This is a genomic window from Paractinoplanes durhamensis, from assembly GCF_016862175.1.
GTDB lineage: Bacteria > Actinomycetota > Actinomycetes > Mycobacteriales > Micromonosporaceae > Actinoplanes > Actinoplanes durhamensis.
This window is the reverse complement of sequence record NZ_BOML01000064.1, coordinates 1-14,221: the sequence shown is the minus strand read 5'-3', so window position 1 is coordinate 14,221 and position 14,221 is coordinate 1. Positions and strand designations below refer to the sequence as shown.

The following is a 14,221-nucleotide window of genomic DNA, read 5'->3' as shown; positions in this document are numbered from 1 at the left end:
CGTTCAGGTCATGCGCGACGACTATCGATCTGCTCCAGCGAGCGGGAGTCGAATGGTGATGGTGGTGCCGCCGCCGGTGGGTGCGGCGGCTGAGACGGTGCCGCCGTGGGCGGTCACCAGTTCGCGGACGATGGCGAGGCCGATGCCGGAGCCGGCAACGGACCGGGCCTCGGCCCCACGCCAGAGCCGCTGGAAGACGTGCGGGAGTTCGTCAGCGGGGATGCCGGGGCCGGTGTCGGCGATCTCCAGGACGACCAGGTCGCCGCTGCGATGTCCACTGATGGTGACGCGGTCGCCGGGGCGGCAGTAGCGGGCGGCGTTGGCGAGCAGGTTGGCGACGGCCTGGTGCAGCCGGTCCGGGTCGGCGTACACGGGCAGCGCGACCGCCAGGTCGGTGCCGCTGTGCAGGCCGGCGGCGTCGAGCCGGGCCTGGTGCGTGCTGAGTACGGTGCGGGCGATCTCAGCGAGGTCGGTGTCGGTGCGGTGCAGCGACAGCGCGGCCGACTCGGCGGCGGACAGGTCGGCGAGGTCCTGCACCACCCGGCCGAGACGCAGGGTCTGGTCGTGCAGGGCGGCGAGGCGTTCGGTGTCCGGTTCACGCAGGCCGTCGCGAAGTTCTTCGAGGCCGGCCTGCAGGGCTGCGAGCGGGGTGCGCAGTTCGTGTGCGACGTCGGCGGCGAGCCTGCGCCGGTCTTGATCGGCGCGGACCATGTCGTCGGCCATGGTGTCGAACGCGGCGGCGAGCTCACCGAGTTCACCGGGGCCCGCAAGCCCGGCGCGGGCCTCGGGTTCCCCGGCGGCGAACCTGCGCGCGGCCCCGGTGATGGCCTGCAGGGGCCGGGTCAGTCGCCGGGTCACGTAGCCGGCAGCGGCCAGTGCGGTGAGCAACGCGACAGCGGCCGCGCCGAGCACCCAGGACCAGGCCACCGCCCGCCCGGTGGCCGCGGGAGTGGTGAAGGCGAGCCGGACGCTGCCGACGGTCTGCCCGCCGACGACGATGGGCGCATCGACCATGGTGGCGTTGGCCGCCGTAAGCATTCCGCCCATCCCCGGCCCCATCCCACGGCCCGGCCCGACCATCCGGCCATCGTCGTCCTGCACGACCAGTCGGGCCCCGGCCGCCCCGGCGATCGCCGACGCGGCGTTGAGGTCGGCACCGGCCCAGCCATCGGCCTGCTGATACGCAGTGGCCACGGCTTCCGCGGCGCGTGCTGCGGCTTCCCGGCGGTCGTTCTGCTGGGCGCTGGTCAGCCCTTGGGCGGTGCCGACCAGGGCCGCGGTGGTCAGGACGGCGACCGAGGACAGCGCGACGAACAGGAACGCGGCAAGCAGCCGCCGGCCGAGCGGGCTGCGCAGCGGGCCACGGAGCCATCGGTCAGCGGTCATGGGACCACCCGAGGCGGTATCCGACCCCGAGTACGGTCTCGACGATCTCACCGCCATCGTCGCCGAGTTTGCGGCGCAGGTTCTTCACGTGCGAGTCGATGGTGCGCTCGTAGCCGGCGAACTCATACCCGCGGACCCGGTTGACGAGTTCGTACCGGGAGGACACCCGGCCGGGGGCGGCGGCCAGGGCGGTCAGCAGGCCCCATTCGGTGGGGGTCAGCTCCAGCACGACACCGTCGAGGTGCGCTTCGTGCCGAATCTCGTCGATCCGCAGGCGTCCGCCGCCGTACATGGCCGTCTCGGCCGCGCCTTCGGCGCTCCGGGTGCGGTGCAGGACGGCCTGGACCCGCAGGACGAGTTCGGTCGGGCTGAACGGTTTGGTGACATAGTCGTCGGCACCGCGGCGAAGCCCATCGATACGGTCCTCGACCTGACTGCGCGCGGTCAGTACCACCACCGGCACCTCCCGCCCCTGGCGGGCCGCGGCCAGGACTTCCCGCCCATCCACATCGGGCAGACCCAGATCGAGGACGACGAGGTCGACTCCGCCGGTGTCCAGCAGGCTCAATGCCTCGGCACCGGAACCGGTGGTGTGCACCGCGTGCCCGGCACGTTCGAGGTAGCGGCGGACGACCTCCCGCAGCTCCCGATCGTCCTCGACCACCAGGACCACACCAGGCATGGCTTCACGACCCCCTTCAGCTACCCGACGGAAAGGCCGGCCACGGCAGGTCTCCTAGATGAACAGGAGCTGGGCGCCGTCGGTCTTCTCGATGAAGTCGGCCGCGTTGATGATGTCCTCGACGCCCTCGTAGAGGTCGTCCTTGCTCAGGTGCATCATGTCGGCGGACATCCGGCAGGCCCACAGGTGGCCGCCGGAGGCGACGATCTGTTCCAGGAACTCCGGCACCTCGGGCACGCCCACCTCGGCGATCTGCTTCTTCATCTGGTGGGTGGCCATCGCGGTCATCCCGGGCAGGCCGCCGATCCCCTGCGGCATGTGGGTGGCGGTGTTGCCCAGCATCGTGAACTTCAGGTCGCCCATCCTCGACTTCGTGATCATGTCGAAGCCCCAGAAGGTGAAGAACAGGTGCGTCTCGACGCCCTCACCGAGGGCGGCGTTGGCGAGGATGAGGCCGGGGTAGGCCATGTCGAGGGTGCCCTTGGAGCAGATGATCGCGAGTTTGCGGCCGGTGGTGGCGTCGTCGCCGAAGTTCGGGACGATCGCCGGTGCGGCTTGGGTGGTCATGGCAGTACTCCCGTTCAGACGCAGCCGTGTGGTTTGGGCAGTCCGGCGATGTAGGCCATCTTCTTGGCCGGCTTCTTGGGGAACAGCGAGAACAGCTCTTTGGTGGGGATCCCACCCAGCGCGGAGACCCGGCGCAGGGTGGCCGTCTCGCCCTGGGTGACATAGTCGGCGCGCAGGAAGGTCAGCGCCTTGAAGTGCTCGTCGGTGAGGTCGAGGCCGATCTGGGCGGCCAGTTGCCTGGCCAGGTCGGGGTCCCACTCGTCGTAGACGGTCAGGAACCCTTCGTCGTCGACGTGGACGTCGCGGCCGGCGATGGTGGTGACGGGCATGTCGCTCACTCCTCGGATCTCGGGAGGTGTTTGCCGGCCATGGACATGTGCGCCGGCAACGGGATCGGCCGTCCGGGCAGCAGGAGATTCCAGTACATCCATCGGAACGCGAGCTTGCCCCAGTGGTTGACGGCGGCCTCGTCGAGCAGCCGGAACGGCCCGACGGCGGGCACCGGGTAGCTGCCCGGCAGCGGTTCGGTGTCGTAGTTGAAGTCGATGAGCAGGGCCTTGCCATCACCGGACTCGACGAAGCAGTTGGCGTGCCCGTCGAAGCTGCCGGTCATCGGCTTTCCGGCGGTGTATTCGACGAAGTTGTCGGCGAACACGTCGACGGCGAAGTGCGCGACCGACCCGGCCTTGGACGTGGGGACGTCGTTGGCGTCGCCGAGGGCGAAGATGTTGTCGTACGCCTTGGCCAGCATGGTGTGCCGGTCGACCGGGACCAGGTTCAGTTCGTTGCCCAGCCCGGAACGGGCCACGTAGTCGGCGCCCATGTTCAAGGGCACGGTGACCAGCAGGTCGAACGGGATCTCCCGCTCGTCGTACGACACCAAGGTGGTGTCCTCGATGCGTTCGACCAGGAAGTCGGGTTCGACGGTGATCTTCCGGTCGTCGAGCATCGAGCCGAGCCGGGCGGCGGCGATGGGTTTGGTGAACGCCCCGGGCAGCGGGGTGGCGTACACGAGCTCGACCCGGTCCCGCATGCCGCGGCTGCGGAAGTAGGCGTCGGCGAGGAAAACGAATTCCAGCGGCGCGACCGGACATTTGATCGGCATGTCGGTGATGTGCACGACCAGCCGGCCGCCCTCGAACGCGTCAAGGGCTTTCGCCAAGGCCAGGGCGCCGTCGTAGGTGTAGAAGTCGAAGATGCTGCGGCGCCACTGCCCGCCGTCGAGCATGCCCGGCGTCTGATCCGGCCGGGGAGTGACGCCGGTGGCGATCACCAGGTAGTCGTAGGGCAGCGACCGGCCGTCGGCCAACAGCACCCGGTTCTCCGCCGCGGCCACCCGGTCGACCTCGCCCCGGACGAGGTCCACGCCGTCGGTGATCAACGGCGCGGTCGGTTTGACCACCTGCTCCGGGCCGTACGCACCGAACGGCAGGAACAGGTAGCCCGGCTGGTAGTAGTGCGTGTCGCTGGGCTCCACCACGGTGATCTGCCATTCCGCGCGAGCCAGTCGGCGGCGCAGCTTGTTGACCACCATCGTGCCGGCCGTGCCGGCACCGAGGACGAGTAGCCGTCGCATCGCGTCCACCTCCCGCTACCCCTTGATACCCCCCACGGTATTGGTGCGGCGCGCGTCGTCGTAGGGGACTAGGTCCCGGGATCCCACCGGCCGGCCGCCTCGATCAGGCCAGGGACAGGAATAGTTTTTCCATGCGCTCCAGGTCGGCGCAGCCGCTTGACCACATCGCCGGTGGCGGTCTCATCGACCTGCATCACGCACTCCCTCGTTCCATGTTCCGGTCCCCGATGCTACCCCAGGGGGTATGCGGCGAAGATCACTGTTGGCCGCCAGAACGCCAGGCGCGCGCTGGACGCCGGCCGTCAGCTTCGCTGCAGGACGAGGAGAAACTCCGCCGTGCCGTGGTCGGCGAGCGAGCCGAGTCCCCCGTATCCCTCGGGTCCGGCGATGTCGTAGTCGGCGAAGGCGACCGGGAGGGACCCGGCGACGTAGATACCGGTGCCGTCTCGCCGGAGGGCCAGCGCGACGGAGGCGGGGCGGGTGACGCCGTGCAGGGTGACGGTTCCGGCCGCGTTGACGGTGACTGCTGTTCCCGAGATGAAGGCCGGGTCGAGCGTGACCGGCTGGGTCATGCCGATGGTCGCGTCCGGGTATCGCTGGGTGTCGAGGCTGATGCCGAACTGAGGAGCGGGTTTGGCATCGCCCGAGGTGAGGGCGAGCAGTCCTACTCTCAGGCTCGCCGTTGTGGCCCGGCCTCCGGCGATGGTGACGGTGCCGGTGATGTCGCCGGTGCGGCCGACCACGTCGCTGGTGAGCCCGAGGACGGACTGCTGGATCCGGAAGCCGGCCAGCGACCCGGACGCGGCCCGGTAGGTGCCATCCGCCGGGCCGGATGGTGCGGCCACGCTCGCCGGCAGTGCCAGCGGCGCGGGCACCGGTTGCAGTTTGATGGCCGCGGCGACCAGTCCGACGATGAGTACCGTGAGCGCGGCGACGCCGGCAATGGTCCACCGCAGCCAGCGGCGTTTGCGTCTGGTGGGCGCAGCCCGCGCCGGCCGTCGGGGGGCGGTGGGGGCGGTCATGTCGCGATCTCCTTCACGGTCCGAGGCGGGGTGACGGCGTCCTCGACGCGAAACGCGGGGTAACGCGCCGCAATCGCCTCGAACTCGGCCAGCGGGGCGTGCGGGTCCACCGGGAGGTGTGGCCGAGCGCCGGGAACTTTCTGCAGGTAGCGCCGCAGAATGGGCGCCCGCTCCGCGACGGGTATCTCGATCAGGCGGCAGGCGCGGGCATGCCGGTGCCGAATCGTTGCGAGTCCGCCCGCGGCGCGCACGTTGCGGACCCAGTTGCAGTCGTTCCCCAGCATCGAGACCAGGTACCAGTCGCCCATCCAGTCGGCCATGCCGAGCGGGAACCGGGTGACTCGTCCGGTGCGGCGGCCGACGACCTCGAGGGTCACCCAGCGCCGCGGGAAGAGTCCGGTACTGAGCACGTACGCCCAGAAGCGCGCAAATCGGCGAGCCGCAGCGTTCCCGCGTCCACCTCGGTACATGGCCCGGAGCTCGTCATTGTTGTAGGGCCAGCGTGCCATCGGTCATCGCCCTCCTCCTGGTTGCTCGCCGAAGCTTGCGGTGGTCCGAACCATACGGGGTTTTAGACTTGAGATACAGTGTCTCAAGTCCTCGGGTAGGATCGCCCTCATGACCGAACATCCGTCCGCTCCGACCGGCCTCGGGCGGCGCAACCGCCGCTTGTCCGATCAGCAGACGCGCGACCGGATGCTGCGGGCCGCCATCGACATGGTCAACCGGACCGGACTGACCGTGAGCCTGGATCACATCCGGTTCGAGGACGTCATCCGCGACGCGGACGTCTCCCGCAGCACGGCGTACCGGCACTGGCCGTACAAGGATCTGTTCTTCAGTGACCTGGTCAAAGAGCTGGCCGGCAGCGCCAGCCCGGCGATCATCAAGGATGAGATTTCGCTCATCAAGCAAGTACTCAACGAGCGCCGGGAATGGCTGCGGACGCCCGGGCAGCGCCACAGCCTGATCCTCGAACTGATCCGCCAGTTGGCACTGCTGGACTACCGGAGCATCCTCGCCTCGCCCGAATGGCGAACCTATCTGGCCCTGCACGCGACGTTCTCGGGCCTGTCCGACGGCGATCTCCGCAACCAGATCCAGGCCGCACTCGCGCACGCGGAGGCCCGCCACATCGCGCTCGTCGCCCAGGCCTGGACGCAAATCGCCGGCCTGTTCGGCTATCGGCTGCGGCCCGAGCTCGCCACGAGCTTCGAAACCCTCGCCGCGCTACTCAGTGCCACCATGCGCGGCTTGGTAATCGCCGCGCTGTCCACCCCTGAGGTCGCTACCAGCCGGATGGTCGCCAAACCACCCGGCGCGGCGGGTGCCGATCAGTGGTCCCTGCCCGCTATCGGCATGGCGAGCATCGCCATGGCATTCCTCGAACCGGACCCGTCCGCCGCATGGAACGAGCATCGCCTCGCCGAGATCCACCGGACCTTGGACACGTGGGCCAACGGCGGCCCCGGTGAAGGCCGGTAGCGGTGACCTTCCCTCGACTCCGCCCGATGATCGTTTCGATCTCCCGCAACAGGTCCGGGTCTACCTGATGCCGCTGCCCACCCGGCTGATGACGACACCGGTCAGCCGGCCGGCAGCCGCACCGTGACGACGGCGCCGCCGAGCGGGCCGCCGTTGCCGAGCTGGGCGGTGCCGCCGTGCGCGGCCACCACGGCCCGGACGATGGACAGTCCCAGCCCGGCGCCCGAGGCCCCGCTGCGTGCCGGGTCGCCGCGAACGAACCGCTCGAACGCGGCGGCGAGCAGGCCGGGCGGGAAGCCCGGGCCGTCGTCGGCCCACTCGAGGCGGGCCGTCGCACCGTCGGCGCCGATCGTGAGGTGCGCCGCGGTGGCGCCGGCCGCCGCGCTGTTGGTGGCCAGGTTGATCAGCACCTGCCGTAGCCGGTCGGCGTCCGCCTCGACGACCACCGGACCGCCGGCGACGGCGAACGCCAGCCCGGTCACCGGGGCGAGGAGCTCGGTCTCCGCGATCGCCAGGTCGGTGAGGTCGACCGGAACGCGGTGCACGACCAGGGCGCCGGCGCGTTCCCGGGCCAGCAGCAACAGGTCCTCGGTGAGCCGCTCCAACCGGGCGACCTGGCCCTGGGCGGCCAGCAGTGACTCCCGGACCTCGTCCGGATCGTCGACGGCACCCAGCGCCAGGTCGATCTCGCCGCGCAGCACGGCGAGGGGCGTGCGCAGCTCGTGGCCGGCGTCGTCGACGAAGGCCCGCTCCCGGGCGAAGGCGACCGACAGCCGGGCGAGCATGCCGTCGAGGGTGGCGGCGAGCCGGGCGATCTCGTCGTCGCCGCGGACCACCGGCAGGCGGCGATCGGAGTCGAGCGTCGAGATGGCGGCGGCCTCGCGGGTCAGCAGGTCGACCGGGCGCAGCGCGGCCCGCAGCAGCAACCAGCCCAGGCCGGCCAGCAGGGCGATCAGCAACGGTGCGGCCACGGCCAGCACGATCAGCTGCCGGTCGCCGGCGTCCTCGACGGCGGCCGTCGGCAACGCGACGGTCAGCACCTGCCCGGTCCGGCCGACCGGCTGCGACCGCAGCCGCACCCGCAGCGGTGCGCCGTCCGTGCCCAGCGGCAGCGTCCGGCTCGACACCGTGGTGCCCCGAACCTCGCGGGCCTGCGCCGGGCTCAGCAGCACCCGGCCCGCGATCGACACCGACGTGGCGATCGGTGTCCCGGCGGAGTCGTAGAGCTGCGCCATCGGATCCCCGGCCACCGCGGTCAGATCCTGGGCTCGCACGCCGGCCATCAGATCGTCGCTGCGCCCGGCCAGAGCCACGTCCACCGCCCCCGCGAGCTGCCGGTCCAGGGCCAGATAGAGCAGCGACAACGCCAGCAGCAACACCAGCAGAGTGCCCGCCCCGAACAGCACCGCCAGCCGGGCGCGCAGGGAGGCGGGAACCAGCCGCACCAGGTCACCTCCCCCGATCTTCACGATCCTCTCATGACGGGTGGACCAGGCTGGCCGGCATGACGCGGCCCGCTGCTGATCTCGATCCCGGCCCTATGCTGGGCCGCATGAGGGTGCTCGTCGTCGAGGACGACCCGGCGATGGCCGCCATGCTCCAGCGCGGTCTGCGCCGGGCGGGCTACGCGGTGGACACGGTCGGCACCGGCACCGACGCCATCTGGACCATCGTGGAGAACCCGTTCGGTGTCGTGGTGCTGGACGCGATGATCCCCGCACCGGACGGATTCGAGGTGTGCCGGCAGATCCGCGCGAAACAGCGCTGGACGCCGGTGCTGATGCTGACCGCCCGCGACGGGACCGCCGACAAGGTTCGCGGCCTGGATGCGGGTGCCGACGACTACCTGACCAAGCCGTTCGCCCTGGACGAGCTCCTGGCCCGGGTGCGGGCGCTGCTGCGCCGGGAGCCCGTGGCGCGGCCGGCCCTGGTCCGCGCCGGTGACCTGGTGCTCGACCCGGCGAGCCGGACCGTGCGCCGCGGTGACCAGCCGATCACGTTGTCGGCCAAGGAGTTCGCCCTGCTCCACGAGCTGATGCGCCGGGCGGGCGAGACCCTGTCCCGGACGCACCTGATCGAGCATGTCTGGGACTTCGCCTACGACGGCGGGTCCAACGTCGTGGACGTGTATGTGCGATATCTGCGGGACAAGGTCGACCGGCCGTTCGGCCGGGACACGATCCGCACGGTGCGCGGCGCCGGCTACCGCCTCGACCCGCAGGGCTGAGCCCGCGGCATTCACCGTTTTCTCATCCACGCCCCGCTACGGTCCGGACGCCGTCGGGGTTGATGGAGGGACGCAGGATGATGAGCAGGCGCAGCGAGCAGCAGTGGCGGTCGCGGCCGCCGCTGAGCCGGGTGGCGATCGCGCGGATTGTGCAGCTCGCGGGGCTGTTCAACGTGGTCACCGCGATCGCGCCGGTCCGGGCCGGGCGGATGGCCGGACTGAGCGAGTTCATCCCGGTCACGGGTGTCCTGTCGGCCCGGGCCGGCACCGCCGTGGCCGGGGCGCTGTTGATCTACCTGGGCGCCGGGCTGCGCCGCGGCAAGCACCGGGCCTGGCAGTTGGCCGTCGCCCTGGCGGGCGCCGGCGTGCTCCTGCATCTGGCCAAGGGGCTCGACGTCGACGCCGCGGCCGGATCGGCGGCGCTGCTGGTGCTGCTGGTCGTGGTGCGCGGGCGGTTCCAGGCGGTGGCCGACCCGCGCAGCCGGTGGCGGGCGCTGACCGCGCTGCTCGGGTTCGCGGCGACCGGCTGGCTGCTGGGATTCGTCGAGATCGCGGTCCGCATGGACCGGCTCGCCGGTGCGCCCGGGGTGCGGGCATGGGCGGTCGAGGCCGCGCTCGGCCTGGTCGGGGTCACCGGGCCGATCCATTTCGTGCACCCGCGGGCGGCGCTGGCGGTGGACCTCACCACCGGCGCGTTCGGCCTGCTCGCGGCGATCGCCGGGGTGGTTCTGCTGCTGCGCCCGGGCACGCCGCTGCCCCGCCGGACCGAGGCGGACGACGACCGGCTGCGCGCGTTGCTCGGCCGGTACGGCGACCGCGACTCGCTCGGCTACTTCGCGCTACGAAAGGACAAGTCCCTGGTCTGGGCACCCTCCGGCCAGGCGGCGATCGCCTACCGGGTCGGCCACGGCGTCTGCCTGGCGTCCGGCGATCCGGTCGGGGTGCCCTCGGCCTGGCCCGAGACGATCGCGGCGTGGCTGGCCGAGTGCGCCCGGCACGGCTGGACGCCGGCGGTGCTCGGCTGCGGCAACGCCGGCGGCAGGGCGTACCGGCAGGCCGGCCTGGACGTGATCGAGCTCGGCGACGAGGCGATCGTCGACACCGCCGGGTTCAGCCTGCAGGGCCGGCCGATGCGGTCGGTCCGCCAGGCGGTGGCCCGGATGCGGCGAGCCGGCTACACCTGCGCGGTGACCCGGCAGCGGGACCTGCCGGCGGCGGCGCTGGCCGAGGCGGTCCGGGCGGCCGACGCCTACCGGGACGGGCCGGTCGAGCGGGGCTTCTCGATGGCGCTGTCCCGGCTGGGCGATCCGCGCGACGCCGACTGCGTGCTGGTGCTGGCCCAGGACAACGGCGGGCGGCTGCGCGGGCTGCTGCAGTTCGTGCCGTGGGGCACCGACGGACTGTCGCTGGACCTCATGCGCGGTGACCGCACCGCCGACAACGGGCTGACCGAGCTGATGATCGTCACCGCGATCGAGGCGGCGGCGGCCATGGGCGTACGGCGAATGTCGTTGAATTTCGCCGTTCTGCGGTCGGTCTTCGCACGCGCCGACGAGCTCGGTGCGGGTCCGGTGCTGCGGCTGTGGCATCGGCTGCTGCGACTGGCGTCGCGGCTGTGGCAGATCGAATCGCTGTATCGGTCGAACGCCAAGTACCAGCCGGACTGGCAGCCGCGCTACCTGTGCTTCCCCACCGCCCGGGACCTGCCCCGGATCGCCGTCGCCGCCCTGGCCGCGGAGGCGTTCCTGCCGGCCGGGACAGCGGCGCGTGCGGATCAGCGGGCCGCCGTCCTGGTCCCGGCTCGTCCCGCCGCGTAGATCAGCGCGGCGATCGCCGCGTGCCCGCGAGCGTTGGGGTGGTCGCCGTCGGCGGCCAGCAGGCCGGTGGGATCGCCGCTGCCGGTCGGGCCCTTGAACACCGCCGCCGTCGGGAGGTAGCGGGCCAGGCCGGATGCTGCCGTCCGCAGCGCGTCATTGGTCTGATCGGTGATCCGCGCGGCCTCGGCCGTGGTCGCGTCGTCGTAGTCGGCCCGAGCGACGTCACCGTCCTCCACCACGTTCCAGTAGCCGAGCACGTCAACGGTCACCGAGGGCCCGACGATCTGCCGGATCCCGTTCAGCGTGCCGCGCACGTTCGCCTCGACCTGGGCCGCGGCGTCGGCGTAGGCCTTGGTGCCGCCGTCCCCGGCGAAGACGGCGGCCAGGTCGTTCGCGCCGATCATCAGCAGCACCGCCGAGGCCGAGCGCAGCGCCGAAACGGTCACCGGCGTATCGACCTGGGACAGCACGTCGCGGGAGGTGGCACCGGACCGGGCCAGATCGGTCGCCCGGCCGTCGGCGGACAACAGCCGGGCATACAGCGCGGGAAACGGGGTGCAGCCGCACGCTGTTCCGGCCGGCACCGAGTCACCCAGCGCCACCACCACCGGCCCGCTCGACCGGGGCAGCACCGCGGCACCCCACCACGAGCAACACAACAGAGCAACCGAACAGAAGGCGAGCGTACGGATCATCCTCACACCGGGCCGCCGACGGGCCGCCCGAGCATGGTGGACAGCCAGTCGAACGCCGGCGCCTCCATGGCCAGCCAGGTCTGCGTGTTGTGCCCGCCGCCGTTGATGAAGGCGGTGGTGACCGCCAGCGGCGGCCGGGCCGCGTGGGCCAGCTGGGCGGTGCTGCGCATCGCGGCCGGATCGGCCCGGGCGCAGGACAGGTAGAGGGCGACCGCCGGGATCGGCAGGTGGCGCAGCCGCCATACGTCGTCGTACAGGGTGTTCTCGGTGCCGTTGCCGATCCTGATACCGGGGGTGGCGTAGCCGGAGAGGCTCGCCGCGGCGGTGTACTCGCCCGGGTGGCGCAACGCCAGGTCGGCGGCGCAGTAACCGCCGGCCGAGAACCCGATGAGCCCCCACCCGTCCCCGGTCGGGCGCAGATGCAGCCGGGCGCGGGCGGCGGCGGGCACGTCGACGGTCAGGAACGTCTCGGCCTGGGGGCCGCCGACGAGGTTGGCGCATTCGGTGTCGACCAGCGGCTGTGGCGTCTGGTAGGGGAACAGCACGACGGTGGGGGCCATCCGGCCGGCGCTGATCTCCTGGTCGAGCACGGCGGCGACGCCGAACCTGCGGATCCACTGCAGCGGCGACCCGGGGTACCCGTGCAACGCCTCGACGACCGGGAACCGGGTGTCCGGCCGGCTGTCGTAGCCGGGCGGCAGGTAGGCGTACACCGGCATGGTCATCCCGCTGGCCCGGCCGGCCACGGTGAAGCCGATGATGCGACCGGCGCTGCCGGTGGCGGGCGCGGCCGCGGCGGCCGACGTCGAGCCGAGCAGGCTCCCCCAGGTCGGATAGGTGTCCACCTGGCGGTTCACCCAGATTCCGCCGGTGGCCGCCGCGGTGGCCAGGCAGGTGGCGACGGCCGCCGACCGGATCAGGATCCGCGACCGGCTGCGCCCGGCGCCCCACACGATGCCCAGCATGACAGCGGCGGCCACGGTCGCGACCAGCGCCACCACTTCAACGGCGAGGCTGTCCGGCGACATGGTCACCTCCGGGTGCCGGCGGAACGGCCGGGCCCGACGGACGGGCCGCCGGGTGCCGTGGCCGGCGGTGGACCGGCAGGTGCGTGACGGGCGGCGTCGATGCGGCCAGCGGTGGTGGGGTCTGCTCGCACGCCCAGGTCAGAGCGGCGGCAAGGCCGCCGGCCCTGGTGGATGCGATCCCGGCCGGCAGCGACACCAGCGATGCCGCGGCCGGCGTGCCGCCGAGAACGGCCACCGCCGGGTAGCGGGACGGTGCCCGGACGGCGGCGATGCGGGCGAGAGCGGCGCCGGAGCTCGACGTGACCAGCGCCCAGCGGCCGGCGGTGACGCGCAGATCGCCGGTGAGGGCGGCCGGCAGGCTCGTGGTGAGCGTGGCCACGCTGGTCCGCGGGCCGGCCGGGACGAAAACCATGATCGCCGGGCCGGCGACGGTGCCGGCGGTACGGACGGCCGCGGTCTCGGCGGCGTGCGTCCAGGCACCGACGGCCAGCACGACGGAGTAGCGCCAGGCCGGGTGCAGCAGGTAGCCCGGCGGGACGGCGACGGCCGGTGCGGCGGTGAGATGCCAGGTGGTCCATCCGGCCGGCAGCCAGGGAAAGGTGCTCACCGGTCCGGCGAGCGCCGGCAACGAGGCGTCGAGGTGGCCGGGTTTCACGGCGTACGAAATGCCGCTGGTGTTGCTGGTTTGCCGCAGTGCCGACCAGGAGGGGTAGAACTGCTCGAACCGGTTGGCCACCAGGCCGACGGTGGACAGCAGCAGCGCCTCGGTGACCAGGACGCCGAGAGTCCGCCACAGCAGCCGCAGCCGCCGCCCGCGCCGCCAGAGCACGATCGTGCCGGCCAGGGCCGCGGCGGTGGCGAAGATCGCCAGCACGATCAGCGGCCGTCCCGTCAAGGACATGACACTCTCCTCCCCGCATGCTGCGCGGATCGAGAGTGCCCGAACGCCGATGAGAGCGCGGTGAGAACCAGCTACGAGAATCCGGCGAGGAGGAGCAACCCCGCAACGACAAGACCGATCTCGACGAGTACGACGAACGTGTGATCGCTGACCCGGTTGACGACCTTCTTGCCCACCCAGGCTCCGGCGAGCGTGGCCGGCGTCAGGGCGGCGCCGTAGAGCAGCACTCGGGTGGTGAGCAGATCGCCGGCCCCGTAGACCGCGATCTTGGTCAGGTGCATGGTGATCGCGGCGGCGGCCTCGGTGCCGATGTAGGCGGCGCGGGCGAGTCCGTACGCCAGAAAGAACGGCGCGGTCAGCGGCCCGACCGAGCCGAACAGCGCGGATCCGAAGCCGGAGGCCGCCCCGACCCCGATGAACGTTCGCTCGCGCGGCGGCCCGGCCCGCCGCGGCAGTCGCCGCCAGACCACGACACCGATCAGGAAGACGCCGAGGACACGCTTGAGCGGGCTGAGCGGAGCGTGCGTGAGGAGCAGCCCGCCGGCAACGGCCAGCGGAACCGCTCCGGCCGCGAACCACCCGACGATGCGCCACCGGACAGCGCCACGATTGAGCCACACCCGGGCCCCGTTGCTGGACAGCTGGGTGAGCGTCAGCATCGGCACGGCGAAGCGAAGCCCGAAAAGCGCGACAAACACCGGCAGCAGAAGCACCCCGCCGCCGAACCCGGCAACCGCCGAGAGCACGGCCAGCAGAAACGCCGCCACCGACGCGAGCACCAGCGTGAACACCAGAGTCCCCCACCTGACGGTCATGGCAGGCGGCGCCTGCGGCC

The 14,221-nt window shown here is 71.9% G+C and carries 15 protein-coding genes; 3 read left to right on the top strand and 12 right to left on the bottom strand.

Annotation, left to right across the window (positions count from 1 at the left end; translation table 11 throughout):
- Nucleotides 1-21: 21 nt before the first annotated feature.
- The 7 genes from Adu01nite_RS38985 to Adu01nite_RS38955 form a co-directional block, all read right to left on the bottom strand.
- The gene (locus Adu01nite_RS38985) at nt 22-1,386 is read right to left on the bottom strand and encodes a HAMP domain-containing sensor histidine kinase (protein WP_203734360.1); all 1,365 of its coding nucleotides are present in this window, start codon (nt 1,384-1,386) and stop codon (nt 22-24) included.
- Nucleotides 1,376-2,068 (bottom strand): response regulator transcription factor, encoded by a 693-nt coding sequence (locus Adu01nite_RS38980; RefSeq protein ID WP_203734359.1) that lies wholly within the window; start codon nt 2,066-2,068, stop codon nt 1,376-1,378. Before Adu01nite_RS38980 ends, Adu01nite_RS38985 begins: the two co-directional genes overlap by 11 nt.
- Before the next feature lie 54 nt (nt 2,069-2,122).
- A complete protein-coding gene (locus Adu01nite_RS38975; protein ID WP_203734358.1) occupies nt 2,123-2,635 on the bottom strand; it encodes a DsrE/DsrF/DrsH-like family protein in 513 nt (170 codons plus the stop codon).
- A gap of 14 nt (nt 2,636-2,649) precedes the next feature.
- The gene (locus Adu01nite_RS38970; RefSeq protein ID WP_203734357.1) at nt 2,650-2,964 is read right to left on the bottom strand and encodes a TusE/DsrC/DsvC family sulfur relay protein; all 315 of its coding nucleotides are present in this window, start codon (nt 2,962-2,964) and stop codon (nt 2,650-2,652) included.
- 5 nt (nt 2,965-2,969) lie between these two features.
- Entirely contained in the window at nt 2,970-4,211 is a 1,242-nt protein-coding gene (gene sqr, locus Adu01nite_RS38965) for a type III sulfide quinone reductase, selenoprotein subtype (protein WP_203734356.1), read from the bottom strand.
- Nucleotides 4,212-4,513: 302 nt separating this feature from the next.
- On the bottom strand, nt 4,514-5,233 hold the full coding sequence (locus tag Adu01nite_RS38960) for a YceI family protein (RefSeq protein WP_203734355.1): 720 nt from the start codon (nt 5,231-5,233) through the stop codon (nt 4,514-4,516).
- Nucleotides 5,230-5,742, bottom strand: coding sequence for a nitroreductase/quinone reductase family protein (locus Adu01nite_RS38955; RefSeq protein ID WP_239133037.1), 513 nt, complete (start codon nt 5,740-5,742; stop codon nt 5,230-5,232). Before Adu01nite_RS38955 ends, Adu01nite_RS38960 begins: the two co-directional genes overlap by 4 nt.
- Before the next feature lie 109 nt (nt 5,743-5,851).
- Here Adu01nite_RS38955 and Adu01nite_RS38950 point away from each other — a divergent pair, with 109 nt between their 5' ends.
- Nucleotides 5,852-6,718, top strand: a complete 867-nt coding sequence (locus tag Adu01nite_RS38950; protein WP_203734354.1) for a TetR/AcrR family transcriptional regulator — start codon at nt 5,852-5,854, stop codon at nt 6,716-6,718.
- 101 nt (nt 6,719-6,819) lie between these two features.
- On the opposite strand, the gene Adu01nite_RS38945 is transcribed toward Adu01nite_RS38950, so the two are convergent.
- Nucleotides 6,820-8,187, bottom strand: a complete 1,368-nt coding sequence (locus Adu01nite_RS38945; RefSeq protein WP_239133036.1) for a sensor histidine kinase — start codon at nt 8,185-8,187, stop codon at nt 6,820-6,822.
- A gap of 83 nt (nt 8,188-8,270) precedes the next feature.
- Between Adu01nite_RS38945 and Adu01nite_RS38940 the strand changes: the two genes are divergently transcribed.
- Complete coding sequence (locus Adu01nite_RS38940) at nt 8,271-8,945, top strand: response regulator transcription factor (RefSeq protein WP_203734353.1); 675 nt, start codon at nt 8,271-8,273, stop codon at nt 8,943-8,945.
- A gap of 77 nt (nt 8,946-9,022) precedes the next feature.
- On the top strand, nt 9,023-10,762 hold the full coding sequence (locus Adu01nite_RS38935; RefSeq protein WP_239133035.1) for a phosphatidylglycerol lysyltransferase domain-containing protein: 1,740 nt from the start codon (nt 9,023-9,025) through the stop codon (nt 10,760-10,762).
- Here Adu01nite_RS38935 and Adu01nite_RS38930 read toward each other — a convergent pair.
- The 4 genes from Adu01nite_RS38930 to Adu01nite_RS38915 all read right to left on the bottom strand — a co-directional run bounded on the left by Adu01nite_RS38930 (nt 10,720) and on the right by Adu01nite_RS38915 (nt 14,201).
- Entirely contained in the window at nt 10,720-11,457 is a 738-nt protein-coding gene (locus Adu01nite_RS38930; RefSeq protein ID WP_203734352.1) for an SGNH/GDSL hydrolase family protein, read from the bottom strand. The two genes, Adu01nite_RS38935 and Adu01nite_RS38930, sit on opposite strands and share 43 nt — an antisense overlap.
- Before the next feature lie 2 nt (nt 11,458-11,459).
- Nucleotides 11,460-12,485 (bottom strand): alpha/beta hydrolase, encoded by a 1,026-nt coding sequence (locus tag Adu01nite_RS38925; protein WP_203734351.1) that lies wholly within the window; start codon nt 12,483-12,485, stop codon nt 11,460-11,462.
- Nucleotides 12,460-13,386, bottom strand: a complete 927-nt coding sequence (locus tag Adu01nite_RS38920) for a hypothetical protein (RefSeq protein WP_203734350.1) — start codon at nt 13,384-13,386, stop codon at nt 12,460-12,462. The genes Adu01nite_RS38925 and Adu01nite_RS38920 overlap by 26 nt, the downstream gene beginning before the upstream one ends.
- A 71-nt stretch (nt 13,387-13,457) precedes the next feature.
- The gene (locus Adu01nite_RS38915) at nt 13,458-14,201 is read right to left on the bottom strand and encodes a TSUP family transporter (RefSeq protein ID WP_203734434.1); all 744 of its coding nucleotides are present in this window, start codon (nt 14,199-14,201) and stop codon (nt 13,458-13,460) included.
- Nucleotides 14,202-14,221: the final 20 nt, after the last annotated feature.